22 protein-coding genes and 1 pseudogene are annotated in these 25,811 nt (G+C 38.1%); 9 read left to right on the top strand and 14 right to left on the bottom strand.

Annotated elements, in window-relative coordinates; genetic code table 11:
• Window position 1: 1 nt before the first annotated feature.
• Window positions 2–1,315, bottom strand: a complete 1,314-nt coding sequence (gene dinB / locus AW17_RS11255; protein WP_029276421.1) for a DNA polymerase IV — start codon at window positions 1,313–1,315, stop codon at window positions 2–4.
• 554 nt (window positions 1,316–1,869) lie between these two features.
• Here dinB and AW17_RS11250 point away from each other — a divergent pair.
• Entirely contained in the window at window positions 1,870–2,055 is a 186-nt protein-coding gene (locus AW17_RS11250; protein WP_029276419.1) for a hypothetical protein, read from the top strand.
• A gap of 28 nt (window positions 2,056–2,083) precedes the next feature.
• Here AW17_RS11250 and AW17_RS11245 read toward each other — a convergent pair whose 3' ends face one another.
• The 6 genes and pseudogenes from AW17_RS11245 to proS all read right to left on the bottom strand — a co-directional run bounded on the left by AW17_RS11245 (window position 2,084) and on the right by proS (window position 7,900).
• Window positions 2,084–2,731 carry a response regulator gene (locus AW17_RS11245; RefSeq protein WP_029276417.1) on the bottom strand — a complete coding sequence of 216 codons (648 nt, stop codon included), beginning with the start codon at window positions 2,729–2,731 and terminating at the stop codon, window positions 2,084–2,086.
• 111 nt (window positions 2,732–2,842) lie between these two features.
• Window positions 2,843–3,193, bottom strand: a pseudogene (locus tag AW17_RS25390) (type IX secretion system membrane protein PorP/SprF).
• Window positions 3,194–3,343: 150 nt separating this feature from the next.
• Complete coding sequence (locus AW17_RS11240; RefSeq protein ID WP_029276415.1) at window positions 3,344–3,958, bottom strand: Crp/Fnr family transcriptional regulator; 615 nt, start codon at window positions 3,956–3,958, stop codon at window positions 3,344–3,346.
• 115 nt (window positions 3,959–4,073) lie between these two features.
• The gene (locus tag AW17_RS11235; protein ID WP_029276413.1) at window positions 4,074–4,925 is read right to left on the bottom strand and encodes a TIGR02757 family protein; all 852 of its coding nucleotides are present in this window, start codon (window positions 4,923–4,925) and stop codon (window positions 4,074–4,076) included.
• A gap of 171 nt (window positions 4,926–5,096) precedes the next feature.
• The gene (locus AW17_RS11230) at window positions 5,097–6,236 is read right to left on the bottom strand and encodes a cystathionine gamma-synthase (RefSeq protein ID WP_029276411.1); all 1,140 of its coding nucleotides are present in this window, start codon (window positions 6,234–6,236) and stop codon (window positions 5,097–5,099) included.
• A 191-nt stretch (window positions 6,237–6,427) separates the two neighbouring features.
• A complete protein-coding gene (gene proS / locus AW17_RS11225) occupies window positions 6,428–7,900 on the bottom strand; it encodes a proline--tRNA ligase (protein WP_029276409.1) in 1,473 nt (490 codons plus the stop codon).
• Window positions 7,901–8,098: 198 nt separating this feature from the next.
• Between proS and AW17_RS11220 the strand changes: the two genes are divergently transcribed.
• Both AW17_RS11220 and AW17_RS11215 read left to right on the top strand, forming a co-directional pair.
• Window positions 8,099–9,121: a hypothetical protein gene (locus AW17_RS11220; protein WP_029276407.1), complete on the top strand. Its 1,023-nt coding sequence runs from the start codon at window positions 8,099–8,101 to the stop codon at window positions 9,119–9,121.
• Window positions 9,122–9,141: 20 nt separating this feature from the next.
• A complete protein-coding gene (locus tag AW17_RS11215; protein ID WP_029276405.1) occupies window positions 9,142–10,671 on the top strand; it encodes an OmpP1/FadL family transporter in 1,530 nt (509 codons plus the stop codon).
• Between the two features lie 100 nt (window positions 10,672–10,771).
• Here AW17_RS11215 and AW17_RS11210 read toward each other — a convergent pair whose 3' ends face one another.
• Together AW17_RS11210 and AW17_RS11205 are read right to left on the bottom strand one after the other, a co-directional pair.
• Window positions 10,772–12,607: a UbiD family decarboxylase gene (locus AW17_RS11210; RefSeq protein WP_029276403.1), complete on the bottom strand. Its 1,836-nt coding sequence runs from the start codon at window positions 12,605–12,607 to the stop codon at window positions 10,772–10,774.
• A gap of 104 nt (window positions 12,608–12,711) precedes the next feature.
• A complete protein-coding gene (locus tag AW17_RS11205) occupies window positions 12,712–13,191 on the bottom strand; it encodes a Dps family protein (protein WP_029276401.1) in 480 nt (159 codons plus the stop codon).
• Between the two features lie 283 nt (window positions 13,192–13,474).
• Here AW17_RS11205 and AW17_RS11200 point away from each other — a divergent pair, with 283 nt between their 5' ends.
• Together AW17_RS11200 and AW17_RS11195 are read left to right on the top strand one after the other, a co-directional pair.
• Window positions 13,475–15,019, top strand: coding sequence for a muramidase family protein (locus tag AW17_RS11200; RefSeq protein ID WP_051691773.1), 1,545 nt, complete (start codon window positions 13,475–13,477; stop codon window positions 15,017–15,019).
• A 2-nt stretch (window positions 15,020–15,021) separates the two neighbouring features.
• Window positions 15,022–15,666, top strand: coding sequence for a uridine kinase family protein (locus tag AW17_RS11195; protein WP_036669687.1), 645 nt, complete (start codon window positions 15,022–15,024; stop codon window positions 15,664–15,666).
• A 115-nt stretch (window positions 15,667–15,781) separates the two neighbouring features.
• On the opposite strand, the gene AW17_RS11190 is transcribed toward AW17_RS11195, so the two are convergent.
• The 5 genes from AW17_RS11190 to AW17_RS11170 form a co-directional block, all read right to left on the bottom strand.
• Window positions 15,782–16,441 carry a CoA transferase subunit B gene (locus tag AW17_RS11190; protein WP_029276395.1) on the bottom strand — a complete coding sequence of 220 codons (660 nt, stop codon included), beginning with the start codon at window positions 16,439–16,441 and terminating at the stop codon, window positions 15,782–15,784.
• Window positions 16,442–16,510: 69 nt separating this feature from the next.
• Window positions 16,511–17,212 (bottom strand): CoA transferase subunit A, encoded by a 702-nt coding sequence (locus AW17_RS11185; protein ID WP_029276393.1) that lies wholly within the window; start codon window positions 17,210–17,212, stop codon window positions 16,511–16,513.
• Window positions 17,213–17,509: 297 nt separating this feature from the next.
• Complete coding sequence (locus AW17_RS11180) at window positions 17,510–18,598, bottom strand: PQQ-dependent sugar dehydrogenase (protein ID WP_029276392.1); 1,089 nt, start codon at window positions 18,596–18,598, stop codon at window positions 17,510–17,512.
• A gap of 295 nt (window positions 18,599–18,893) precedes the next feature.
• The gene (locus AW17_RS11175; protein WP_029276390.1) at window positions 18,894–21,272 is read right to left on the bottom strand and encodes an endonuclease MutS2; all 2,379 of its coding nucleotides are present in this window, start codon (window positions 21,270–21,272) and stop codon (window positions 18,894–18,896) included.
• 1 nt (window position 21,273) lies between these two features.
• Window positions 21,274–21,831, bottom strand: a complete 558-nt coding sequence (locus AW17_RS11170; RefSeq protein ID WP_083488686.1) for a DUF4296 domain-containing protein — start codon at window positions 21,829–21,831, stop codon at window positions 21,274–21,276.
• A 69-nt stretch (window positions 21,832–21,900) separates the two neighbouring features.
• Here AW17_RS11170 and AW17_RS11165 point away from each other — a divergent pair, with 69 nt between their 5' ends.
• The 4 genes from AW17_RS11165 to AW17_RS11150 all read left to right on the top strand — a co-directional run bounded on the left by AW17_RS11165 (window position 21,901) and on the right by AW17_RS11150 (window position 25,676).
• Window positions 21,901–22,602 (top strand): YggS family pyridoxal phosphate-dependent enzyme, encoded by a 702-nt coding sequence (locus AW17_RS11165; RefSeq protein WP_029276388.1) that lies wholly within the window; start codon window positions 21,901–21,903, stop codon window positions 22,600–22,602.
• 1 nt (window position 22,603) lies between these two features.
• The gene (locus AW17_RS11160; protein WP_029276386.1) at window positions 22,604–23,071 is read left to right on the top strand and encodes a GNAT family N-acetyltransferase; all 468 of its coding nucleotides are present in this window, start codon (window positions 22,604–22,606) and stop codon (window positions 23,069–23,071) included.
• A 1-nt stretch (window position 23,072) separates the two neighbouring features.
• Window positions 23,073–24,338, top strand: coding sequence for an aspartate kinase (locus AW17_RS11155; RefSeq protein ID WP_029276384.1), 1,266 nt, complete (start codon window positions 23,073–23,075; stop codon window positions 24,336–24,338).
• 150 nt (window positions 24,339–24,488) lie between these two features.
• Window positions 24,489–25,676 (top strand): class I SAM-dependent methyltransferase, encoded by a 1,188-nt coding sequence (locus tag AW17_RS11150; RefSeq protein WP_029276383.1) that lies wholly within the window; start codon window positions 24,489–24,491, stop codon window positions 25,674–25,676.
• Window positions 25,677–25,811 lie beyond the last annotated feature (135 nt).

Below are 25,811 nucleotides of genomic sequence, written 5' to 3'. Positions count from 1 at the left end.
GCTAATCATAAGATTTAGTACCTATTGTTCCTTTTTCACTCATAAAACTTCTAATTTTCGATCGTTTTCTTACTTCCTGCTGTTCTTCCTCTGTTTGGTTTTCGATCAATATTTTCTTTTTGCGCGGATTGTACTTGATTATTTTCCCCGTTTCATCGCGGGGTGGCTGGGTAACAATACAGGCTTTTACCACTGCTTCGGCACCATAGTGGTTGCGTACCTTATCCATAGCCTGGTAAAGACTATATTCTTCTTCGGCAATATTATACAAACCAATCTGCTCGTAACCGCTCACCAGGTGCGAAAGCTTTACGCCTACCAGCCGTAACAGCATCCGTTTTGCATACACCTTTTCGAACAGGCTATGTGCTTTACTGATTAAAAAAGAATCGAGCGAGGTATACGGAATACGCTCTTGCTGGGTAACGGTTTCGAAATTGGTATATCGCACGGTTACAGTAATACAGGCGGTTAGTTTTTTCTGGTTGCGCAACTGAAAGGTTAAGCCGGTAACCATTCCGGTTATAATGGCCTTTAATTTGGCCATATCCATGGTATCGCTTTCGAAGGTAGCCTGTGTACCAATGGATTTTCTTTCGCGGTAAGGCACTACGGGAGAAAGATCGATCCCGTTTGCTTTTTGCCATAAACTTAAACCATGTTGACCCAAAATTTTAAACATGAGCTGCTGTGGAATCTGGGTAAGCGTAAGGATTTCGCGAACGCCCATTTCGCTTAATTTTTTATAGGTAGCATGGCCAATACCCGGAATTTTGTGAATAGCCAAAGGATCGAGAAAGGGTCGCAATTCAGGAAAAGCAACCTGCCGTTCCCCATCAGGCTTAGACTCGTTCGTGGCAATTTTGGCTACGGTTTTATTGATCGACAAGCCAAAGGAAATGGGTAAGCCCATTTCTTTGATAATAGTCTGACGGAGTTCTGATGCAAATTTCATACAACCAAAAAAGCGGTCCATGCCCGTCATATCGATATAGTGCTCGTCAATACTGGCCTTTTCAAAAAGGGGAACTTTATCGGCAATAATTTCGGTAATATCATGTGATGCTTTGGAATATTCTTCCATATCGCCTTTTAAAAATATAGCCTGGGGGCACAGCAATTTTGCTGTTCTACCGGGCATTGCAGAATGTATGCCGTACTGGCGTGCTTCGTAGCTGCAAGAGGCTACCACACCCCTATCGCCGCCACCGCCGATAATTACGGGTTTGCCCAATAACTTGGGATTTTTTCTGATTTCTACCGACACAAAAAATGCATCCTGATCCATATGAATAATCTGCCTTTCTTTATCCATTCTCGTATTATAAGGATGATTGAGATCAAAAATACTAATATTTTTAGTTTTAAAGAAAATTAAAATTGATTAATTTTAAACAAAACACTAACAAAATTAGCTTTTATATACTGCACTTTATTATGCTGAGTTTGCTCGAAGGATTTGCCACGGAAACACAGAAAAGCATGGAATTAGGCTCCCAATCCCTTAGGTTGATCCATAGGAACTTATATGATAGGAATGACGCAGCACAGGAATTAAACGATTGATGGTTGGTGAGAACACCAACCATGGGGCGAGTTGCATGTACCGTAACAAAGACATTTTTAACCATATCATATAAGGCATTGAAGAAAATATAAGCTCATATGGCCATATATTTATATGGCAAAGAAGGTCTTCGACTACGCTCAGACTGACAAACTGATTGACAGCTATGGGATATTGGTACAAGTGTCAGTTGAAATAATCCGCAGATCACCGGCCATGAAACAAAAATGCCCCCGATTTTCATCAGAACATTAAAACTTTGACTGTTTTAAAATGTTTAGATAGTAATCAACATTTATCCCATGAAAACTAAAGACAATAAAAATACAATAGAAAAAGAGCATAAAAGTAAAAGAAGCGCAAAGGAAAAGGCCTCCTTCGATCAAAACGGAAAGGGTTCTTCAGATAAATTTGGTCAGGCTGGCTCCACACCTAACGAATCAGGAGAGAGTGGGCTTGGTACTGTAGATAAAACCAAAAAGACTTAAAAAAGATAAAAAGAGTAAAATACTCTTTTTATCTTTCGTAGATACTCATCTTTTCAGCAAGTTCTATAATGCTTTTTATTTTTAGCTTTTGGAAAAGCCTCAACTTATAAGTACTTACTGTACCCATTTGAAGATTTAGCTGGTTAGAAATTTCTAATACTCCAATCCCTTTTGTTAGTAATTCTGCTACTTCTAATTCTCTACCCGAAAGTTTGGTAAAAGGATTATCGGCATCGTTACCCAATATGCTGTTAAACATGTTTTCCTTAACATTTCTGCTCGAATAGCGACTGCCTGCTAAAATCGTAGTAATAGCGGTTACAATTTCTGATTCTTCTGCATTTTTGGTTAAGTAACCCGATGCACCCGATTTTAAATACGGAACAGCATAAATATTCTCATTCAAAGATGAAAATACCAAGATTTTTGCGTTTGGCTGAACCAATTTAATCTGATCGATTACCTTAAGGTTGTTACCCCCAGGCAAGTTCACATCAATAATGATTAAACTCGGCGATTTTTCTGTTTCAACAAGCGCCTGCTCTAGGGTAGTTGCATGAATAATTTCAACACCAGGCCAAAAGTCTAATATTAAACCTTTTAATCCACGGCGGATGATCTCGTGATCATCAGCGATGAGCACAGTAAAAGTACTTACGGCATTTTTTGTTTTCATTATTTTAAGAATATTGTGCAAGTTAATAAAAAGTTATTTTTTTGCACGCAATTGTAGTTAATTTTTCGTTTAAATGTGTAAATATTATAATACACAAATTTAAATTTTTGTTTAAAACACTATTGGGGTTGCCAATCTCATATTTTGTTTAATGAAAAAATATAACAAGGAAATCTCATGTGTACCGCTGCTATAGCCCTGTAGCGGACCGATTGAGAAATCGTAACCATAGCCGATCCCGAGTTTCTCAGATAGAAAAACCTGTATTGCTGCTACGGCCAAGTTCCCAGATGTAAGATCACGCTACAAATAGCTTTTATCATACAGCTTTACTCCTGTGTGGTACGAACCGCCTACCCAGATAAAATCTTTGACCATCAAAAATGCATTCAGATCCAAACTTGTGGAGCCTCCGCGGTTGCCTTTTAACAGGAATGAAGGTTTAACCTGAAAATCTTCCAAAAGCGGAAACAAGGCCGGCGGTAAGGTAATAATGCGGTTTTGGCTGTATAAAGCTGTTTGCTCAGCGGTATTATTTCCTTTTTACTAAAGAGCTTAAGACCTGTTAAAATGCTAAACATCTTACTTTAAAAACAAGAAAATAATATAGAATTAAATTTTAGCCCTAATTCTACTCAATGTTTCGAGCCTGATGGCTAAAAAAGAAGCAATGTATTTTAAAGAAACCCGGTTAATTAAATCAGGAAATGAGAGCAAAAACCGTTTGTATCTTTTTTCGGCTGACGAAATCCGGCACAGGTAAGCACGTTCCTCTGCCGAACGGTAATATAATTCCATCATCTTTCTGCCAACAATATTGGCTTCAGGAAAATTTTCGTAAAGATATTCTGATAATACATGTGGGACAGCAACTAAATCTACATCTTCCAATGCCTGTAAATACTCATCCGAATCGCCATCTATCCACAAATTACGTATGGTACCTACAATTTTATTCTCTTTGGCAATCCATGTGGTAATCTCGTTGTCCCCATCCTTAATAAAACCCCTAACTACACCTTTAATAATTAAAAAAAGGAATTTGTTACGGTCTATAGGTGAAACAAGGTATTTATTTTTTTTGAAGCTGATCGGAAAGGTATGCTGGTTAATCCGCTTTTCTATTTCATCATTAAGCGGGTGGAATTTCTTAAAAATTGAGATTAGAGGAGAAAAATTATTATATTTCTTCCACCTATCTTCATCAGATAAATTAACTGCGATCATAGCAAAACATTGGGATAGACATAATCCTACTAAACCGAGGCAGGATCACTATGTAAGTATAGGAAGATTGAATTGAAAAAAGAACTTTTTTTTGACTTTTCTCAATTCTCAAACTTTAAAGCAATTTTTCTACACCTAGTCCAAATAATGCAAAATCATACTTCACCGGATCTGAGGAATCGAATTGCTTCAAATTGTCGGTTAATTCAATTGCAGTTAACCAATCGGTCTGCTTTCTATTAATCAGTCCAAGCAACCGTCCTACCCGATCTACATGCACATCGCAGGGACAGATTAGATCTTTTGGCTGAAGTGTATTCCAGATACCAAAATCAACACCTTTTTGATCTATCCTAACCATCCACCGCAAAAACATATTTAAACGTTTACAGGTAGATTTTTGCTTTGGCGAGGAGATATGTTTCTTCGTGCGGTGAGGAAAATCTTCTAAGGAGAAAAAATACTGTCTGAAATGGTTCAATGCCTGCTCTATCGAGAAGTTAAGCTCAGCAGCATAACACACTTCCGAGGCATAGGTTATCTCCGGTTTTATAGATGAAACTTCTAAATAATCAGTCCGAAAAACATCTTGCCTTGGTACAAATGCCTGCTCTAAGCTATCGAAGTTTTGATAATGCTGCTTAAAAAACGAAATAAAATAAAGTAAGTCGGTATCATTGAATGTGCGGTGTTTAAAGTTCAGCAGACGTTTTAAATCGTTATCGGTATGATTGACAACAAAATCGTAAGGCGCATTATCCATACGGCCCAGCAGTTCCTTACATTTATTAATAATTGTTTTCCGCTGGCCCCAGGCTAAAACCGCAGCAAAAAAGCCGGCAATTTCTATATCCTGTTTTTTTTCGAAAAGATGCGGAATACAAACTGGATCGTTTGCTATAAAATTTGGCTGATTGTATTGTTCAACCTTACTATCAAGGAAATTTTTTAGCTCTAAAAACTGCATATATGTGATGATTAAACGAAAATAGCATTACCATCTATCAGATTGTCATGCTGAGGGTACGAAGCATCTGCAACCGATGAAAAAGATGCTTCGTGCCTCAGCATGACAGCAACATTTAGTACAGTACCTTTACGAAAAAACGGGCAAATATTTTATCTGCCCGCTCGAATATTATGCTAATGCATTTGCTAGATCCTCTAAAAGATCGTCGATATCCTCTACCCCAACGCTTAAACGGAGCAAGTTATCGGTAACACCTACTTTCTCTCTTTCTTCTTTCGGGATAGAGCCATGTGTCATCGTTGCTGGATGGTTAATTAACGATTCTACCCCACCCAATGATTCAGCTAATGTGAATACTTTAAAATTAGACGAGATTCTAAAAGTTTCTTCCAGATCAGCACCTTTTAAGGTAATCGAAATCATACCGCCAAATCCACGCATTTGTTTTTTAGCTACATCATGATTAGGGTGATCTTCAAAACCCGGCCAATAAATTTTATCAACCTTTGGATGTGTTTTTAAATAATGTGCAATACGCGCTCCATTTTCGCAATGTGCTTTCATCCGAAGATGAAGCGTTTTTATCCCTCTCAATACTAAAAAAGCATCTTGCGGACCCGGTGTTGCACCACAGGCATTGTAAATGAACCAAAGGTCTTTATACAATTGCTCATCATTTGTTACCAAAGCACCCATTACCACATCAGAGTGGCCACCAATGTATTTGGTTACCGAATGCATCACAATATCAGCCCCCAGATCAATCGGGTTTTGTAAATAAGGCGATGCGAATGTATTATCAACAGTAAGGATTAAATTTTTCTCTTTTGTGATTTTTGCCACCCCTTCAATATCGATAATCTGCATGGTAGGATTAGTAGGTGTTTCTATCCAAACCAATTTGGTTTTATCATTGATGTAGGGCAATATATTTTCTGGCTTAGATAGGTCCAGAAAGTGAAATTTGATTCCGTATTTAGTGTATATTTTGGTAAAGATCCGATATGAGCCACCGTACAAATCATTTCCGGTAATCACTTCATCGCCAGGCTGCAATAATTTCAATACGGCATCTGTTGCCCCCATTCCGCTCGAAAAAGCCAGACCATATTTGGCATTTTCCAAAGCAGCTAAACAATCTTCCAAAGCTTTTCGCGTTGGGTTTGTTCCTCTTGAATATTCATAGCCTTTATTGTCTCCAGGAGATTTCTGCCAGTAAGTAGAGGTTTGATATATCGGTGTCATTACAGCACCTGTGGTTGGATCAGGCTCTTGACCTGCATGTATAGCTTTAGTTGCGAATTTCATTTTTAAAGTATCAAGATTGATGATTACCAAGTATCGAGATAAGATTTCAAAACACCTATATCTCCGATACTATTTTACGTTAATATTTAATTCGTTCATCAGAAGATTCAATCCTTCTAAAACGGTTTTAAATTTATTTTTAAGGCGATAGTAAGGAGACTCTCGACTCCGAACTCCCGACTCAAGACTGTTTAATACGCTCTTGCAAACAGTACCCTTTGGATGGATGGTTTTCCTGAATAAATACAAACGCCATCTTCTAATTTATTATCTAAAGGAATACAACGAATGGTTGCTTTTGTTTCTTCTTTTATCTTTTGCTCAGTTTCTGGTGTTCCATCCCAATGCGCTGAAATAAAACCAGCTTTGGTATCTAACAATTCCTGAAACTCTTCGTAACTATCGGCTTCTGTAATATGCTCATCGCGATAAGCCAAAGCTTTGTTGAACATGCTTTGCTGAATATCTTCCAATAGTTTGATGATGTAAATATCCAATCCTTCCTGAGGTACAGTTTGTTTCACCTTGGTATCTCTACGGGCAATTTCTACTGTTTTATTTTCTAAATCGCGACCACCAATAGCAATGCGGATTGGCACACCTTTCAACTCATAATCAGCGAACTTAAATCCAGGGCGTTGTGTATCCCTGTCATCATATTTCACCGAAACGCCTAAACCTTTTAAACGCATGGTTAATTCATTAACGTATGAAGAAATTCTCGCCAGATCCTCATCACCTTTATAAATCGGAACAATTACCACTTGTATTGGCGCTAATTTTGGTGGAATAATCAATCCAGAATCATCACTATGCGCCATAATCAAAGCACCCATTAAACGTGTAGAAACACCCCATGAAGTCGCCCATACATGGTCTAATTTTCCATCCTTTCCGGTAAACTTAACATCAAAAGCTTTAGCAAAATTCTGACCTAAAAAGTGAGATGTACCGGCCTGTAAAGCTTTACCATCCTGCATTAAGGCCTCAATACAATAAGTATCTAAAGCACCCGCAAAGCGTTCATTCGGCGATTTACGGCCTCTGATTACCGGAACTGCCAACCAATTTTCGGCAAAATCGGCATAGATATGCAGCATACGTTCTGTTTCCTCAATTGCCTCTTCTGCTGTAGCGTGTGCGGTATGTCCTTCCTGCCACAAAAATTCGGCTGTACGCAGAAATAACCTGGTACGCATTTCCCATCTCACCACATTCGCCCATTGATTGATCAATATTGGTAAATCACGGTATGATTGGATCCATCCTTTATAAGTATTCCAAATAATGGTTTCTGAAGTGGGACGGACAATTAATTCCTCCTCTAATTTTGCTGTTTCATCAACCACAATATTTCCATTACCGTCATTTTTTAACCGGTAATGCGTTACCACTGCACATTCTGTCGCAAAACCCTCTACGTGAGAAGCTTCCTTAGAGAAAAATGACTTTGGGATGAATAATGGGAAATAGGCATTTTGATGGCCCGTATCCTTAAACATTTTATCTAAAACAGCCTGCATTTTTTCCCATATAGCATAGCCATTTGGCTTTATAACCATACAACCACGCACGGCAGAATGCTCTGCTAAATCTGCTTTTAATACAATATCATTATACCACTGGGAATAATCTGCTTCTCTACTTGTAATTTCTTTGCTCATCTTATGTATTTGGAACGTAATTTGTATGTTAAAAAGTGTAAAATCCAACGGCAAATTTATAAATTTATGCCTACAAACGATTAACAAAATAATATCAATTATTTTATATCATTTTTTGACTAAATAAATAGTTAATAATTTTTACTTTTGAAATTTGTTTATTAAATTCGTGAACACACACAACTAAATATAAACACAATGAAACCAATTAAATTTTTACCCATTGTTATGATTGCCGCTGAAGGGTTGGTGGCATCATGCTCTACATCAAAACTGGCTCAAACTAAGCCAGCTGATGATGTTTATAATTCTGTGGCGAAAGCCAGGGAGGTTGAAATAGCACCTCAACCTCAGAACCGACAAGGCCAGCAATATCAGGCTCAGGGACAGGAAGAATATGATGAATACTACGGAACAAGTAATCCTTATTACGATATGGATTACTCATCTAGGATAAACCGTTTTTATAATGGTTACAGCTTTCAAGGCTATTACGATCCTTATTTTGATAATTATTACTATGGAAGCAGTTATGGCCCTTCAAACTACTTGGGTTATGGCCTGGGTTGGAACAGCGGATACGGTTTAGGGGGCTGGGGCGGCAGCTTTGGTTATGGCAGTATCTGGAGCAACCCTTTCTATTATGGTAATTTTGGCTACGGATGGAATAATCCATATGGATGGAACTCTTGGGGACCTAACTCTTATTACGACCGTTATGGTTGGGGCGGTGGATACTACGGCGGTGGCTGGGGTATCGGCGGCGGATACTATGGTGGCGGTGTGTATACCAATAGAGGCTACAGCAGACCAAGACCTGGAAGTGATGATAGAGGCACGCCAAGATACGGAAACGGCAATGCCGGAAATGTGGGCAGACCGAGCAGATCTGGTGTTACAAATCCAAATGGTATAGGTTATGCTCCAAATATTAATGCTGGAAGACCAAGCAGAAACCAAGGTAATGGCAGCTATGCACAACCTCAGGGCTCGCAAGCTGGCAGACCTACAAGGAATGATAATTATAGTCCTCAAGGTACACAAAGTAGCAGGCCTACCAGAAACGAAACCTATACTCCACCTGCCAGAACCGAAAGCAGACCTAGTTATTCACCACCACCATCAAATGGCGGCGGAAATAGTGGCGGTGGCTCAACCGGCGGCGGCGGTGGTGGCGGTGGCGGTGGCGGTTCAAGACCATCAAGAGCAGGAAGAGGTTAATTTAAATTTAAACACACAACATGAAAAAATATATTTTAGCTTCACTAGTAGCTACAGTAGCTGCTATGGGAACAACGTACGCCCAAAGTTACGCGCCTGATGCATTCCGCTTTTCTCAAACCAATTATGGTAGTTCTGCCCGATTTAAGGGAATGGGTGGTGCGCAAATTGGGGTTGGAGGTGATATTGGTTCAATTAACGCAAACCCCGCCGGATTGGGCTTATTTACCAAATCTGAGTTTAGTTTAACCCCTGAATTTAATTCAGTTTCTAATAACAGCGCTTATTTAGGCAATAATACAAAAGCAAGTAAAAGTCAGATTAACCTGAACAATATTGGTGTTGTATTTTACAGCCCAGCGGCAAGAATAAAAGGCGCTGATGTAAATAAAGGATTGGTAAGTACCGTATTCGGCTTAAGCTATACGAGAAATAACGATTTTTTAAATAACATCAGTTATAATGGAACCAATACCAACAGCTCCATAAGAGATTCATATGTAGATCAAGCAAATAATTTCGGAACCGACAATAGCGTGGCTGGCGATGCTTACAAAAGTTATTTAATTAATAAAAATACACCTACTTTTCCGAATCAATTTTCTGCAGAACCTTATAACAATGCAAATTTTAAACAAAACTGGGATGAGGCACGTTTAGGTTCAACTTCTGAATTTAACGTAGCAGGTGCCCTTAATTTTGGCAATAAGGTATACATTGGTGCAACAGCAAGTTTTGTTAATGTAAAATACACCAGCGATGCTACTTTTACGGAATCCGGCATTGTTAACTCATATAATGATGGTGATGTTGTACCAACATATAACGGAAACGAAAATTACAACCTGACCCACTTTAGAAACCAGGAAACTAAAGGCGGCGGTTTTAATTTAAAATTGGGTGCTATTTTCCGACCTGTAAACGAGTTAAGGATCGGTTTGAATTTCCAAACACCAACCTGGATGAATATTGAAGATAATACCAGCGAGACTTTACAGGCAACTACTGCGGGTAATGCTTCTACAGCACCAAACAAATCAAATAACCCTACCCAATACTATTCTTTCAGTTACAACTTACGCACGCCGTTAAAAGCATCTGCAGGTATCAGCTATGTAATTGCTGGCACAGCATTAATCTCAGCTGATGTTGATTATGTAGATTATGCCTCAATGCGTTTTTCAGATTCTAATGGCTCTGATCTTTCAACAATCAATAGCAACAATGCTTTTATCAAAGAATCTTATAAAGAAGCCGTTAACTACAGAGTTGGTGCAGAAGTAAAAGTGACGAACGAAATTAGCTTAAGAGCTGGTTACGGGGTAAACGGAAATGGTGTTAAAGGTGGCGACAATAAATTTTATCAAGGTCAATACTACACCGGAGGAATTGGATACCGAATAGATAACTATTATTTCGATTTAGCGTATCAGAACTACAAAACAAACTTCAGTTCAAGTCCGTATTTACTGGACGATTATACAGAACCTGTTGCAGATGTTAAAAGCAATAGAAACAACGTATTCTTAACCTTTGGGGTAAGGTTTTAAGCATTAATATCATGATATTTTATAAAAGGCTTCGGTAAATTTACTGAAGCCTTTTTTGTTCATTCAAACAATTTGATATTAAGAAGAAGGAATAGTCACTTTAAATTATCCCATGCAAGCTTCCACCCTTTTGGGCTAAAACTTCCAACTTTCTTTCCACCCCTTCATCCTTGATCAACTCTGGTGCATGGTGGGGCTTTTTCCTTGCATCAATAATCAACGAACCTTTACAGCCCCAATGTTTATTAATGGTAAAATCGTTAATACCATATATGTCAGCCGCCGGGTTACTCCTTGTAAAAGCGACCCAAACCAGGTTATCAATATTGGCAGCTGTAAATTCTGCATCATCAGCCAATATAATTAAAGGTAGGCCGGATAAATTCTGATCCATCAAGGCCATATTCAATAAAGCAATTTCAGCAGCTGTTTTCTCCGGATTTAAATATTTGTTGCTTTCTAAAACCAAAACCCCTGGAATGGCTATTTTTGGCTGGTAAAACCCATCGCTCAATATCAGTCCTTCAGGAATCTTATTCCAAAGTTCACGCTGCTTATCTCCTGCTGCAGCAATTACTACCTTCGATCCGCTGTTTAATCCATCACCACTATAATCAAGTGTATCAATTGTAGTATTGGTATAAAAATGAACATCCCTCGTTAAATCTATCCGTTCTAAAATATGTGTAAAAAATGCTTCAATATGGTGCGTGCTTAAATGCTGATCATCTTCTTTGGCTGCAATAAACAGGTATTTAGCCAAACTCAATTGGTTTTTTCCCAGTATATGGTTCGCTATGGTTAATATTTCCTGAGGTCTCCGCGCTTTTAAATATGGGGTATAACGCTCACTGCCGATGGCAAAAAGCAAAGGGTGAACGCCAGCCGCATCAACCGCATTAACTTCTTTTAAACCATGGATTTCCTGTGGTATGGCCGAGCCTGTAATTTCATGGATCAAAGCCCCAAAACTGGTATCCTCCTGTGGCGGACGGCCAACAACCGTAAACGACCAAATGGCATCCTTTTTATGATATACGTTGTGCACTTTCATCAAAGGAAAAGGATGCGTTAAACTGTAATACCCCAAATGATCGCCAAAAGGCCCTTCTGGCTTATTTTCATTTGGGTAAACCGTTCCGGTAATAATAAAATCGGTATCTGCAGAGATGCAAAAACCTTCATCATCATAAAAATAACGAAAACGCCTATCGCCCAATGCACCAGCAAAAGTCATTTCCGATAATCCTTCCGGTAAAGGCATCACGGCAGCTAAAGGGTGTGACGGTGGTCCGCCGACAAAAATGCTCACTTTTAAGGGTTGGCCTAATGCATTGGCTTTAGATTGATGTACGCCAATCCCCCTATGGATCTGATAATGCAACCCGATCTCCTGGTCCTGAATATAATCGTTCCCACCCAATTGGATGCGATACATGCCTAAATTTGCATTTAAAACGCCTGGTTTATCTATATCTTCAGTATAAACCTGCGGCATGGTAACAAAAGGGCCGCCATCCATAGGCCAGTTTACAATTTGTGGTAACTGACTGATACTTGTTTTTAAAAATTTGCTTTTTGCCGAAGGTGTTTTAAGTGGCAAGGCCGATAAAGCCGACATTGCTGAACCCGCATATTTAAATGGATTTTTTAGTGCTTTTATCGGATCATTCCTTAATGATACCAGCTGTTGTACTTTTGGTAAAGTATCTCTAAAAATAAATTTCGATCGCTCTAATGTCCCAAACAAGTTTGAAACAGCAGGAAAAGGACTTCCCTTAACTTTTTCGAATAGTATTGCTGGTCCTTTATTTTCGTAAACCCTTAAATGGATGGCTGCCATTTCTAAATAGGGATCTACTTCTTCTTTTATTCTGATTAAATGACCGTGCTTTTCAAGATCGGATACACATTCTGCTAAACTTTTGTATGCCATGCCCAAAGATAAATAATTAGATTTTCTCCGAAACAAAAAAGCCTCATATAAGCAGATTTTACAATAAAGCTACTTACATGAGGCTTTCAACCACCTAAATTATATTATTTCTTTCCTGCAAAAGAGCGCAACATCCAAGTGTTTTTCTCTTTAAACTGCATAAAACGGTTAACCATATCGTTAGAACCATCGTCTCCGGCCGCATCTGTAGCTTCTAAAAGTTCTCTTTCCAATTCGATCAATGCAGCCATATCATCTAAAATGGCATCAACCATGTCAAGGTCTTTTAAACCAATGGTATCAATTTCTTTAATTTGAGATTCTTTTATATAATCGGCAAAACGGCTATGCGGTGCTTTACCCAAGGTTAATACACGCTCGGCTATCTCATCAATAGTTAATTGTGCATTGGTATATAATTCTTCAAACTTAACATGTAAAGTAAAAAAGTTCTGACCTTTAATATTCCAGTGGCAACCTCTTAGTTTTTGATAATGAATATGATAATTAGCCAAATAATCGTTCAAAAGATCTACAACTGATTTAACTTCTTTTTCGTTTAAGCTTATTTCTTTAGCATCCATTTTTCTTATTTTTTATGATGTTTTTGATGTCTACGTAACAACCCAAATTTATAAAAGTTTTGCTCAATTTTGTCTTTTGAACAATACGTTATTTATTAGATCGTTTAATATTCAATATTATAGGGAACAACAATTTTACAAACATTTGTTAATGAATGGTATATCGATATTAAGCTATTAAAGTCATCTTATTTTTACTTAAAAACGAATAGCTGAACATAGACTGGTTAACAATATTATTCGTATAATTGCTCCCTTTGACTTAGAAATTTACATAAAATAAATGCATAAAATATATTTATCTGCTGTAGTGTTATTTGCTTTAAACATTGCAAATACCAAAGCCAACACAGCAAGAGACTCTATCGGTGTAGAAAATAATAAAGGCAAAAAACTGATCGTTCATCAAACTGTAGCAAAAGACACTTATTATTCAATAGGAAGAAAGTATAATGTTTCTCCTAAAGAGATTATGGCCTTTAATGACAATAAATACCTTCAGGTTGGGATAATCATTAAAGTACCAACAAATATTCCTTTTACCGCAACAGGATCAGCTAACAGCACACAAAATCAAAGCGCTTCTACTGGCAACATACTAGAACATACCATCAAGCCAAAAGAAAATCTAAACATGCTCGCCGAAAAATACGGCACAACCATTAATGAGATTAAAGCTTTAAACAACCTTAGCAGCAGTAATTTAAGCATCGGTCAGGTTTTAAAAATCCCTGCTAAAAATGGAGAACAAACTGCAACAGCTGCTCCGGTAACGCCACCAGCGAAAAACAATACAGAAACGCTTCAAGCCAATGCATCATCTGCTGATCAAACCATGATCGAGCATACTGTTGCGCCTAAGGAGTTTTTAGGCAAAATAGCCGAAAAATACGGCACTATTGTTGAAGAAGTAAAAAAAGCCAACAATCTTTCAGGAAATAACTTGCGTATCGGTCAGAAACTTAAAATTCCGGCAACTAAAAACATTGATGAGAACAAAGTAGTGGCTGCTGTCGAAGAAAAACCTGTTCAGGAGAACAAATCTACAGATGCGGCCGGCACACACACTGTTTTAAGGAACGAAACTATTTTCACCATCGCTAAACAATACGGCATTACCGCTTACCAGATTAGAAAACTGAACGATTTGCCTGATAACGCCATTACCATTGGTCAGGTTTTAAAAGTACCGGGAGGGATTATTACAGATGTTCAGGTTCCGAAAGAAAAACAAGCTGAAGCAAAAGCTAAAGAGGTAGATGCAAAGTTTAAAGAAACACCAGCAACAAAAGAAGAAAGTTTTATTCATACCGTTGCTACTGGAGAAAACATTTTTACCATTGCTAAAAAATACAATTTAACCGCTTATCAGATCAGATCAGCAAATAAACTGGAGGATAACGCAATAAAAGTTGACCAGAAACTGATTATTCCTAAACCGCCACAACCTAAATCGGTAAATGATTTATCGAAAGAAGAGCAGGAAAACGAACCAGATAGCACCATGGTTAAAGACCCTAAACTTCGCCGCGACCCGAGCGTATATGGTTTAAGCCAGATCGAAGAAAAAGGAACCGCTGTTTGGATTGCAGACCAGGATCTGGACGGAACAAAAATGTTGGTTTTACACCGTACCGCACCTGTGGGCAGGGTAATTAAGATTACCAACCCAATGACCAACCGCACTACCTTTGCCAAAGTTGTTGGTAAATTTACGGAGAACGAATCCACAAAAGATGTTATAATTGTAATGACTAAAGCTGTAGCCGATTCATTGGGCGCTTTAGACAAACGTTTTTTCTGCAATTTAACATATAGTGCTCAATGAGTTTGAACAAAAAGCCATTTATAATTGGTATTGCCGGTGGTAGCGGATCGGGTAAAACATTTTTCTTAAACTGCTTTCTTCACCATTTTAAACAGGATGAAGTAACACTCGTATCGCAAGATGACTATTATATCCCAGCGGGCGAGATGACACAGGAAGAAAACAAGTTATACAACTTCGACCTCCCTTCTACCATTGACAGTGAACAGTTTTTAAGAGACATTAAGCAGTTAATGAGTGGTGAGGTTGTTTACAAAAAAGAATACAACTTCAATAATCCATTGGCCGTAGTTAAAATTTTGGAAATTAAATCGGCGCCTATTATTATTGTTGAGGGGCTTTTTATTCTTCACTTTAAAGAAATTGCCGCACTGCTGGATCATACCATTTTTGTCGATGCAGATGAACAGGTAGCTTTAGATCGCCGCATAAAACGTGATGGCTTGGAACGTGGTTACCCTGAAGACGATGTATTGTACAAATGGCACAATCATGTGGTTCCTGCCTATAAGGAATATTTATTGCCGTATCGCGAACAGTGTAATAAGGTAATAATGAACAATACCAACGAACCTGAAGAAATTATCGGTATCACAGAAGATATCTCCAACGATTTAAGAAACAGTATTTTGGTAGATATACAGTAAAATCAAAGAAGTCAAGCTTTCAAAAGCTTGACTTCTTTTTTGATAATACGTCGTGCCAGACTGAGCGGAGTCGAAGCCCTAGCCGCCGTGGTTTGTGTCCCCACAAACCACCAGTTTAATCCAATCTCATTTCAGGAATCTCACCTTCTATTACCAATCTCCCAGCTGTAGATTGTTGTATAAATTCGATACTTACGCCTGGTGCACGCTCCAAAAGTTTAAAACCACCTTCAGGCAGAATATCCAAAACCGCCAATTCAGTTACAATTTTTTTAATGCATTTTACACCGGTTAAAGGCAGAGTACATTTAGGTAATAATTTACTTTCTCCTGCTCTATTGATGTGCTGCATCGCCACAATAATATTTTTGGCTGATGCTACCAAATCCATAGCCCCTCCCATTCCCTTTACCATTTTACCTGGGATTTTCCAGTTGGCAATATCACCATTTTCTGATACCTCCATGGCTCCCAGAATAGTCAGATCTACTTTTTGCGCACGGATCATCCCAAAACTCATGGCCGAATCAAAAATAGACGATCCTGGCAAAGTGGTGATGGTCTGTTTCCCTGCGTTAATTAAATCGGCATCTTCCTCTCCTTCGAAAGGAAATGGCCCCATACCCAATAAGCCGTTTTCAGACTGTAACACTACGTTAATTCCCTTTGGAATATAATTGGCGACCAAAGTAGGTATGCCAATACCAAGGTTAACATAGTATCCGTCTTTTATTTCTTTAGCAATACGCTGTGCGATTTCTTCTTTTGAAAACATATTTTTTTTAATGATTGATTGAAAGAATTTCGAATAAATGATTCACCAATGAATTAATGAACAAGTGAGCTATTGAACCTTTCTCACTGTTCTCTGCTCGATTCTTTTCTCATAATCTTTCCCTTGAAAAATCCGATGGACATAAATACCAGGCGTATGGATATAATCTGGATCAAGTTCACCGGCCTCCACCAACTCTTCTACCTCGGCAATGGTTACTTTGCCCGCCATAGCCATCACTGGATTAAAGTTCCGGCTGGTAGACCTGAAGATTAAATTTCCAGCGGTATCACCTTTCCAGGCTTTAACAATAGCGAAATCGGCATCAAAAGCATATTCCATTAAATAATCCTTGCCATCAAAATTGCGTACTTCTTTGCCTTCTGCCACTTCAGTACCCACACCTGCAGGCGTAAAAATTGCAGGCATACCATATCCGGCAGCCAGACAACGCGTAGCTAAAGTGCCTTGTGGAATAAGGTCTACTTCGAGTTCGCCACTCAGCAATTGCCTTTCAAATTCGGCATTTTCACCTACATACGAAGAAATCATTTTTTTAACCTGACGTTGTTTCAGCATTAAACCGATACCAAAATCATCAACACCGGCATTATTAGAGATACAGGTTAAATTTTTCACCTGTTTGTTTACCAAAGCATTAATGCAATTTTCTGGAATACCACAAAGCCCGAAACCACCAAGCATGAGGGTAGCACCATCTGATATATCCTTAATAGCCTCTTCAGCTCCAGATACCACTTTATTTATCATCTTATGAATTTTTTGGTTAGTTCGCTAAATTACAAATTGCCTTCAAAAATGTAGCATTTATATTTTTTAAATCTTCCAGGAATATTAATTAATTGGAATTAATCTAAATAACTATTACCTTTGTGCTGCAATGATTTACGAGAGAGAAGAAAGTCTATTCATATTACCCACCGATCCTGAATTTCAAAAGGGCATGGGTTTTATTTTCAGCTGTACGGCTGAGCACAAAAAATGTTGTGAGAAATTCAAAAAAGGTAAACGCTGTAAAAAGTGTCCAGGACGGAAAAAATAATTAATCTACTTCACAATTTCTACAATTTTATCATCGCTTCCATTACTGGTACAGATATAAATTTTCCCTTCTGGCGATTGGCAAACAGCCCTTATTCTGCCGTAAGTGTTTACATAAAAATCTTTCGTTCCGGTGATTTTTGTTTGAGCATCGTCTAATTTAAGTTGCATCAATTTAGTTCCTTTTAATACAGCCAGCAGCAACGAATTTTTAAACTGCGGAATATAATCGGAGTTGTAATAAGCTAAACCACTAGGCGCAATAGTGGGTGTCCAATTGATTAATGGCTCTACCACATTGTTCGAACTGCAAAACGATTGTTCTCCACTTTCATTACAAAAACCTTTAATATTTGGCCATCCATAGTTTCTTCCCTTTTCGATAATATTAATCTCATCATCAGAATCAGGACCATGTTCTGAAGAAAAAATTTTATTGCCCACCTGGGTCAATCCTTGTGCATTTCTATGCCCTAAAGACCAAACCGGATTATTTGGATAAGGGTTATCACTGGGGATCGAGCCATCTAAATTTATCCTTAAAATTTTCCCTGCTAAGGAATTAACATTTTGAGGATTGCCAGTATCAGCAGCATCGCCGGTACTGATAAATAGTTTACCGTCACTGATCAGCAAACGCGAACCATTGTGGATTGAAGCAGCAGGAATCTGATCCAATAATACCTGCGGACTCGTTAAATTTCCTCCGCTGTAAGTATAACGTACAACTTTAGCCTTATACGTACTACCATAGCCATAAATTACATAAACGTAAGGGTTACTGGTAAAATCGGGATGTAGCGTCATTCCAAGCAGGCCACCCTCTCCATTGGTACGTACTTCGGTTATGGTAAGTAAAGCGGTAATTTGTCCGTTGGCAGGATTTAAACGACTAATTTTACCTGCTTTTTCGGTAAACCAAATGAAATTATCAGGGCCATACACCATTTCCCAGGGGAGGCTCAATCCGGATACAACTACTTTTGATTTTAATTCTACATCAGGTAAAGTACCCGGATCGTCATTATCATCACCATTCTTTTTGCAATTTGTAACGAATAGCATTACAAATAAGCAGAGTAGTATTGCCCTCATAACCGTAACGTCTTAGAAATAACAGCATTACGGTTATAAAAGTTTTAGTTTTCTGTAAGTGCTGTCAGATGTTACCATCTGACAGATTTTCAAAAAAAATAATTTAGTGTCGGATGGTAACATCCGACACCACAACTAATCTCATTTCGAACGAAGCGCAACGAAGCAGAGAACCACGAAGTGCTCTGCGCAGCAAAATCTTTATAATTAGCTTTTAGAGTGCTGTCAGATGTTATCATCTGACAGATTTTCAAAAAAATAATTTAGTATCGGATGATAACATCCGACACCACAATCAATTCAAATACACGTAAGTAATCCCATCCCCGCCTCTATCAGCATGTTCATCCTCCATCCTATTCACCTGACTGTATTTACGGAGATACTCTCTAATCATTTTCCGCAAAATACCATCACCTTTACCGTGAATCAGTTTAATGGACGGAAAGCCGAGCATAATGGCTTTATCTAAATATTTCTCTACTTCAAAGAGGGCGTCTTCAGTTCGTTTTCCACGAAGATCAAGTTCGGCCCTGAAACCAGATACGGCATCATTCATGCGCCCTGCAAAAGAATTTGCACTGCTTTGAACTACCTTTTTGGCTTCGCGGTTACTCACCTTTTGAACGCGGTTCTTTTTAACAGTCGATCGTAAATCGCCAATAGCCAAAACCAATTCATTGCGGTTAATTTCTAAAACCTGACCAATGGTTTCACTATCCATAAATTTCACTAAATCACCAATTTCAATTTCACCGCCAACAACTACCTGTACTGGTTTAGGGCGCTCTTTAGGAATAGTATTTTTAACAAGCTCTTTTTGCAAATTCTGGCGGAGTTCTTTAGTTATTTCCTTATCAGCTTGCTTTTCCTTAATCTCGGCAATGGTATTTTCAACCAGTTTATTGGCATTTTTAATAATATTCTGCGCCTCTTGTTTCGCCTCTTTAATCAGTACCTTTCTATTCTCCTCTAAAAAGCTTTTCAACTTTTCATTTTCGGCAACCAGGTTTTTAGCTTTATTCTGCTGATTGGCTAAACTTACTTTGGCATCGTAAACATTTTTCTTTTCGCGCTCCAGATCAACAAGCATGGTATCTACGCGGTTCTGGTTAGATCCTGTTTTTTCTTTGGCCAGCTCGATTACCTCTTTTGGCAAACCAATATTCTGAGCGATTTCGAATGCATAAGAACTACCAGGTTTACCCATTTCCAAAATATAAAGCGGTTTCATTTTGGCATTATCAAAAAGCATTGATGCATTTTCCAAACCAGGTGTATTACCTGCAAAAAGCTTTAAATTAGAATAATGGGTAGTAATTACCCCCCTCACCTTTTTATTGTTCAACACCTCTAAAACAGCCTCGGCCATTGGTCCGCCAAACTGCGGATCAGTTCCGGTACCAAACTCATCAATCAGCACCATCGTTTTTGGCGAAGCATGCTCTACAAAATAGCGCATCTTCTTTAGGTGCGCACTGTAAGTACTTAAATCACTTTCTATAGATTGGTCATCGCCGATATCGGCAAAAATATTTTCAAAAATACCCACTTCACTATTCGCATCAACCGGAATTAACAAACCTGTTTGCAACATAATCTGCAAAAGGCCAACAGTTTTCATACAAACCGATTTACCGCCTGCATTTGGTCCTGATACCAATACCACCCGGGTTTCGGCATCTATATGGATATTTAAAGGCGTAACCGTTTTCTTTTCGGCTGCAAATGAAATCGATAGCAAAGGGTGCCGTGCATTAATAAGCTTGGTTTTAGGCTCTTTTAACAAACCTGGCATTTCAGCTTCAATATCCATCGCAAATAAAGCCTTTGCACGAACAAAATCCAGTTTGGTAAGGAAACCATGGTAAGAAAGCAATAGTGGCGAATATGGCCGCAAATCATCCGTTAGGGCAATTAAAATCTTAATAATTTCCCGGCGTTTGTCAAACTCTAAGTCGCGCATCTTATTATTTAAGGTAAATACTTCTTCAGGTTCAATATAAACCGTCTGCCCTGTTGCCGATTCATCGTGTACAAAGCCTTTGAGTTTACGTTTGTTCTCAGCCAAAACCGGGATACACATTCTACCATCACGAATGGTTAAACTCCCATCGGCTACCCAATTATTGGCAATAGCCTGCTTGTAGATCGAATCCATGCGCTTACGCACATCTTGCTCTGCTTTCGAAATGGCAGAGGTAATCTCCTGCAATTCTTTTGATGCATTGGGCTTGATCTTTCCTTTGGCATCTATAACAGTTTCTATTTTACGAAGGATCGTTTTTTCGATCGGCAGATGCTCAAATAAAGCTTCTAATGTAGGGTATACTTCTGCACGTTCTTCGAAAAAACGGAGTACCGAAAAAACAGTATGCAACGAAGTATATACCTGAAACCACTCATCCTCTAACAGATAGGTGCCTTCAACCCTGATTTTTTCAACCAGCGACTTAATATCGAAAAAGGTATTAATCTGTAGTGGTTCCTGATTTTGCAGGATACTTTTAAACTCGTTTGTTTGACGTAAAAACTTATCAATCTGATCAAAACGGTTCATCACCTGCATCTTTTCTACCATTGTTTGCCCCATCGGACTTAAACAATGTTTGCTAATCAGCTGCCTGATCTCAACAAAACCTAAACGTTCTAAACAGTTTTCGGGATATAACATATTATTGTACAATAGCTGGACTTTGAACTACTTCCGATACGCCAGCTTTTTTTATATTAATTAATGAATCGGCCTGTTTTTTCTTCTTTGCAATTTCAGCAACTGCTTTAACCTTCGATAAAGAATCTGGTTTCATTTTTTTTCTGATCGCAAGAGAATCGGCCTTAAATTTCTTTGCTATCACTAAAGAGTCGGCTTTAAATGCCTTTTTCTTGATTATCAGATCGGCTAATGCCGTTCCCTTTTTTTGCTTGGCTAACAATTTTTGTATGTTTTTATACATCGCCTCTAATGCTGCAGGGTTGGTATTATACCATATTAAACTCCTGTTATATTCGGCAGAATCTGTACCAAATTTTTTATAAATCCCTTTATAATAAGCTGCTGCCACCTTCTTTGCTGAATCTACTACATAAATACTTGAAAGGTAGCCATCAACAATGTGCATATCGTATAAAATCTTTTCCATTTTATCAGGTTTAATAATGCCATCAGGTATACCAGGTTTGCAACCAAACCATAATATAGCTGTCATTAAAACCCATATTAATCTCTTCATGCTTAATTTAAATATTATTTTTTGCCCAAATTGCGGCAAGGTTATTAATTTTACCAAAAATAGTTATAAATGAGCATAGCTGATAATCTTAAACAATATAAAAGCGAAGTTGAATCAGGCGGGGTAAAACTAATTGCCGTTTCAAAAACACAACCAGTAGAATCAATTTTAGAAGCCTACAACGCCGGACAGCGCATTTTTGGAGAAAACCATGTACAAGAAATGGCAGATAAACAAGCGCAACTCCCAAACGATATCGAATGGCATCTTATTGGCCATTTACAAAGTAATAAGGTAAAATACATTGCCCCATTTGTAAAACTTATTCATGGGGTAGACAGTTTGAAACTGCTACAGGAAATCAATAAACAAGCGGCAAAAAACAAACGCGTAATTGATTGCTTATTACAGGTTTACATTGCAGATGAAGACACTAAATTCGGACTTGGTTTTGATGAAGTGATCGAATTGCTACGTGCCGAAGAGTTAGCCGAATTGAAAAACATCCGTATAGTAGGTTTAATGGGCATTGCCACCAATACCAAGAACGAAAAGCATATTATGACCGAGTTTCACGAACTAAAAGTATTTTTTGATGGCATTAAAGTGAGCTTTTTCCGTAAAGACGATGCTTTTAAGGAAATATCGACGGGAATGAGCGCAGATTATAAAATCGCAATTGAGGAGGGAAGTACGATGGTACGCATTGGTAGCAGTATTTTTGGAAAAAGGGTAATCAAACATTTCAAAAACGATATTACGACCAACTAATATGGATTTTAACATCAGATTTGCGACTGCAGATGATTGTCCAAGAATATTGGAATTAATTAATGAGCTCGCCATTTATGAGCGTGCCCCTGAAGAAGTAACTGTTACTTTAGATCACTTTATCGAGGCTGGTTTTGGCAAAAACCCGGTATGGAAAGCTTACGTAGCCGAAGTAAATAATATAATTGTGGGCTTCGCATTATACTATACACGTTACTCTACATGGAAAGGATGCAGGTTATATCTCGAAGATTTTATCGTAACAGAAGAATTTAGAGGAAAAGGCCTGGGTAAAGTATTATTCGAAAAAGTGATAGAAGAGGCTAAAAATGGCAACTATAGTGGCATGGTTTGGCAGGTATTAGACTGGAACGAGCCTGCAATAAACTTCTACAATAAATATAAAGCACATTTAGAAAGTGGCTGGTTAAACGCAGCTTTCTCTAAAGAACAAATCAAGGCATTTTAATATGGATATTTTTAAGTTTGGTGGTGCTTCGGTAAAAGATGCAGGTGGAGTAAAAAACCTGGCCAATATTGTCCGCGATTACAAAAAAGGAAATCTACTGATTGTAATTTCGGCGATGGGTAAGATTACTGATAAACTGGAAAAATTAACGCAGGCATTCTTATCACAAAGTGATGAAGCGCATGCAATTTTTGATGAAATTAAACATTTCCATTTCAGCATTATAGACGAGCTGTTTCAAGGCAAAGCCAATCCTGTTTATGATGATGTGGCTAACACATTTGTTGAAATTGACTGGCTGATTGAAGATGAACCGGATAACAATGCTGATTATATTTACGATCAGATTGTATCTATCGGCGAAGTGGTTTCTACAAAAATTGTGGCAGCCTGGTTAAATGAAACAGGTAATAAAGCCCTTTGGGCTGATGCACGGAATTATATCCAGACTGACAATACCTACCGCGAAGGAAAAGTAGATTGGGCAAAAACCAATCAGATTATACAAAAAGACTTATTACCACTCTTAACCGACAACATTATTGTCACACAAGGATTTATTGGCGGCACCAGCGAAAACTACACCACAACTTTAGGCAGGGAAGGTTCTGATTATTCGGCAGCCATATTTGCTTCCTGCTTAGATGCTGCTGCACTAACCATCTGGAAGGATGTTCCCGGGGTATTAAATGCAGATCCGAAATGGTTTGACGAAACAGAAAAAATTGCTCAGCTTTCTTATCACGATGCGATAGAGCTTACTTATTATGGCGCAACGGTAATCCATCCAAAAACAATAAAACCACTTCAAAATAAAGGGATTCCGCTTTTTGTAAGGTCATTTATCCAACCAGAAGGCTCAGGAACAGCAATTACAAAAGAAAATAACCCATTGCCTATTCCCTCTTTTATTTTTAAGGTTAACCAGGCGTTGATTTCAATTTTCCCAAAAGATTATTCTTTTATTATCGAAGAAAACCTGAGCAATATTTTTGAGCTTTTCCATACACACCGGATCAAAATCAATACGATGCTCAATTCTGCTATCAGCTTTTCGGTGAGCGTTGATGATCATCCTACTCAAATTGAAAAACTGATCAAAGACCTTTCTCAAGAATTTACAGTAAAATACAACAAGGGCCTGGAACTGGTAACCATCCGCTATTATAACCAACAAACTATTGATCGTGTAACGGTTGATAAAGATATTTTATTGGAAGTTAAAAGCCGTCATACCTGCCAGATGGTGATGAAAAATCGGGTCTAAAACTTATAATATCATTAACTTAAAAAAATATTGTCATCCTGAGCTTGTCGAAGGACAAGTATCTTATTTATTTGAGATTACCTGCAGGTCTTCGACAGGCTCAGACTGACAATACCGCCTACCCTTATAACAAGTACCTGAATTTAAACAATGAACAATAAACTTTTAGCCAAAGCCGTACAAGACTATATCAGCACAAATTTAAATGCAGATGTAAATCAGATTGCTTTAGCAAAAAGTCCGTTCGAGGGTATTACTGCAGCCGAACTGGCCACACAAATTACCGCAAAAAAAAAATCAGAAAAAAAATTACCCACCTGGTTTAACACTCAAGGTATTTATTACCCCCCTGTATTATCCATCGAACAAACTTCTTCTGAAATTACTGCTAAATACAAATCTAAACTCGCTAAAGGCAATACTTTAATTGATATTACCGGAGGTTTCGGGATTGACAGCTATTACTTTTCTAAAAAGGTAAAAGCGGTTACACATTGCGAAATTAACCTTGAACTATCTGTAATAGCCCAACATAATGCACAGGCTTTACACGCAACAAATATTGAATTTAAAGCAGAAGATGGAATTGCTTACCTCCAGACTAGTGATGCATCATTTGATACGATTTATGTAGATCCTGCCCGAAGGGCCGAAAAGGGCAAAGTTTTTATGCTAAAAGACTGTACACCCGACATTGCAAGTAATCTGGATGCCTTGTTAGAAAAATCTTCGAGGATAATCGTCAAAACTGCTCCTTTACTCGATATTTCAGCAGGATTATCAGAATTGAAACAAGTTAGCGAGATTCATATTGTGAGTTTAAAAAATGAGTGCAAAGAACTCTTATGGATCATCGATAAAGATTACAATGGTGATACGAAAATTATAGCTGTAACCCTAAATAACGGGATTGAAAAAGATTTTTCTTTTTACAGATCAGCTTCAAATGGTTCAATTCAGTTTATTGACGACCTAAACACTGGTGATTACTTGTACGAACCAGATGCTGCTTTACTAAAATCGGGCGCTTTTAATTTAATTGGCACAACTTACAATCTTTTAAAACTACATCCTCAAACACAACTGTTTAGTTCGGCTATTGTAAATGAAGATTTCCCAGGCAGGATATTTAAAATTGAAGTTGTACTTACAACCGCGGCACTTAAGAAACAAGAAAATTTAAAGGGAAATGTGATTGTCCGGAACTATCCGGCAAAGCCTGAAGATTTGGTTAAAAAATATAAAATAAAAGCAGATCAAAATCAGTTTTTAATTTTCACCAAGGTGGGTAATGGGGAAAACATCGTTATTAAGGCATCCATTATTCAATACTATTAGGTTGTCATTCTGAGGGTTAATTAATTGTTTAAAGTTCAATATGAGTGACGTATAATTGCCTTCTCCCGTCCTACGGCGCGGTCTTGCCTCGGCTCTCCGCCGCCGAAGGGCTCTTTCTTTTTGGCATCAAAAAGA

Source organism: Pedobacter borealis DSM 19626 (assembly GCF_000708285.2).
In the GTDB taxonomy this organism is placed as follows: domain Bacteria; phylum Bacteroidota; class Bacteroidia; order Sphingobacteriales; family Sphingobacteriaceae; genus Pedobacter; species Pedobacter borealis.
This window is presented reverse-complemented; position numbering and strand designations above follow the sequence as displayed.

What these genes read in the sequence shown, in the direction of transcription:
- dinB (WP_029276421.1), bottom strand. Translation starts at nt 1,315, where the DNA reads ATGGATAAAGAAAGGCAGATTATTCATATGGATCAGGATGCATTTTTT.
- AW17_RS11250 (WP_029276419.1), top strand. Translation starts at nt 1,870, where the DNA reads ATGAAAACTAAAGACAATAAAAATACAATAGAAAAAGAGCATAAAAGT.
- AW17_RS11245 (WP_029276417.1), bottom strand. Translation starts at nt 2,731, where the DNA reads ATGAAAACAAAAAATGCCGTAAGTACTTTTACTGTGCTCATCGCTGAT.
- AW17_RS11240 (WP_029276415.1), bottom strand. Translation starts at nt 3,958, where the DNA reads ATGATCGCAGTTAATTTATCTGATGAAGATAGGTGGAAGAAATATAAT.
- AW17_RS11235 (WP_029276413.1), bottom strand. Translation starts at nt 4,925, where the DNA reads ATGCAGTTTTTAGAGCTAAAAAATTTCCTTGATAGTAAGGTTGAACAA.
- AW17_RS11230 (WP_029276411.1), bottom strand. Translation starts at nt 6,236, where the DNA reads ATGAAATTCGCAACTAAAGCTATACATGCAGGTCAAGAGCCTGATCCA.
- proS (WP_029276409.1), bottom strand. Translation starts at nt 7,900, where the DNA reads ATGAGCAAAGAAATTACAAGTAGAGAAGCAGATTATTCCCAGTGGTAT.
- AW17_RS11220 (WP_029276407.1), top strand. Translation starts at nt 8,099, where the DNA reads ATGAAACCAATTAAATTTTTACCCATTGTTATGATTGCCGCTGAAGGG.
- AW17_RS11215 (WP_029276405.1), top strand. Translation starts at nt 9,142, where the DNA reads ATGAAAAAATATATTTTAGCTTCACTAGTAGCTACAGTAGCTGCTATG.
- AW17_RS11210 (WP_029276403.1), bottom strand. Translation starts at nt 12,607, where the DNA reads ATGGCATACAAAAGTTTAGCAGAATGTGTATCCGATCTTGAAAAGCAC.
- AW17_RS11205 (WP_029276401.1), bottom strand. Translation starts at nt 13,191, where the DNA reads ATGGATGCTAAAGAAATAAGCTTAAACGAAAAAGAAGTTAAATCAGTT.
- AW17_RS11200 (WP_051691773.1), top strand. Translation starts at nt 13,475, where the DNA reads ATGCATAAAATATATTTATCTGCTGTAGTGTTATTTGCTTTAAACATT.
- AW17_RS11190 (WP_029276395.1), bottom strand. Translation starts at nt 16,441, where the DNA reads ATGTTTTCAAAAGAAGAAATCGCACAGCGTATTGCTAAAGAAATAAAA.
- AW17_RS11185 (WP_029276393.1), bottom strand. Translation starts at nt 17,212, where the DNA reads ATGATAAATAAAGTGGTATCTGGAGCTGAAGAGGCTATTAAGGATATA.
- AW17_RS11180 (WP_029276392.1), bottom strand. Translation starts at nt 18,598, where the DNA reads ATGAGGGCAATACTACTCTGCTTATTTGTAATGCTATTCGTTACAAAT.
- AW17_RS11175 (WP_029276390.1), bottom strand. Translation starts at nt 21,272, where the DNA reads ATGTTATATCCCGAAAACTGTTTAGAACGTTTAGGTTTTGTTGAGATC.
- AW17_RS11170 (WP_083488686.1), bottom strand. Translation starts at nt 21,831, where the DNA reads ATGAAGAGATTAATATGGGTTTTAATGACAGCTATATTATGGTTTGGT.
- AW17_RS11165 (WP_029276388.1), top strand. Translation starts at nt 21,901, where the DNA reads ATGAGCATAGCTGATAATCTTAAACAATATAAAAGCGAAGTTGAATCA.
- AW17_RS11160 (WP_029276386.1), top strand. Translation starts at nt 22,604, where the DNA reads ATGGATTTTAACATCAGATTTGCGACTGCAGATGATTGTCCAAGAATA.
- AW17_RS11155 (WP_029276384.1), top strand. Translation starts at nt 23,073, where the DNA reads ATGGATATTTTTAAGTTTGGTGGTGCTTCGGTAAAAGATGCAGGTGGA.
- AW17_RS11150 (WP_029276383.1), top strand. Translation starts at nt 24,489, where the DNA reads ATGAACAATAAACTTTTAGCCAAAGCCGTACAAGACTATATCAGCACA.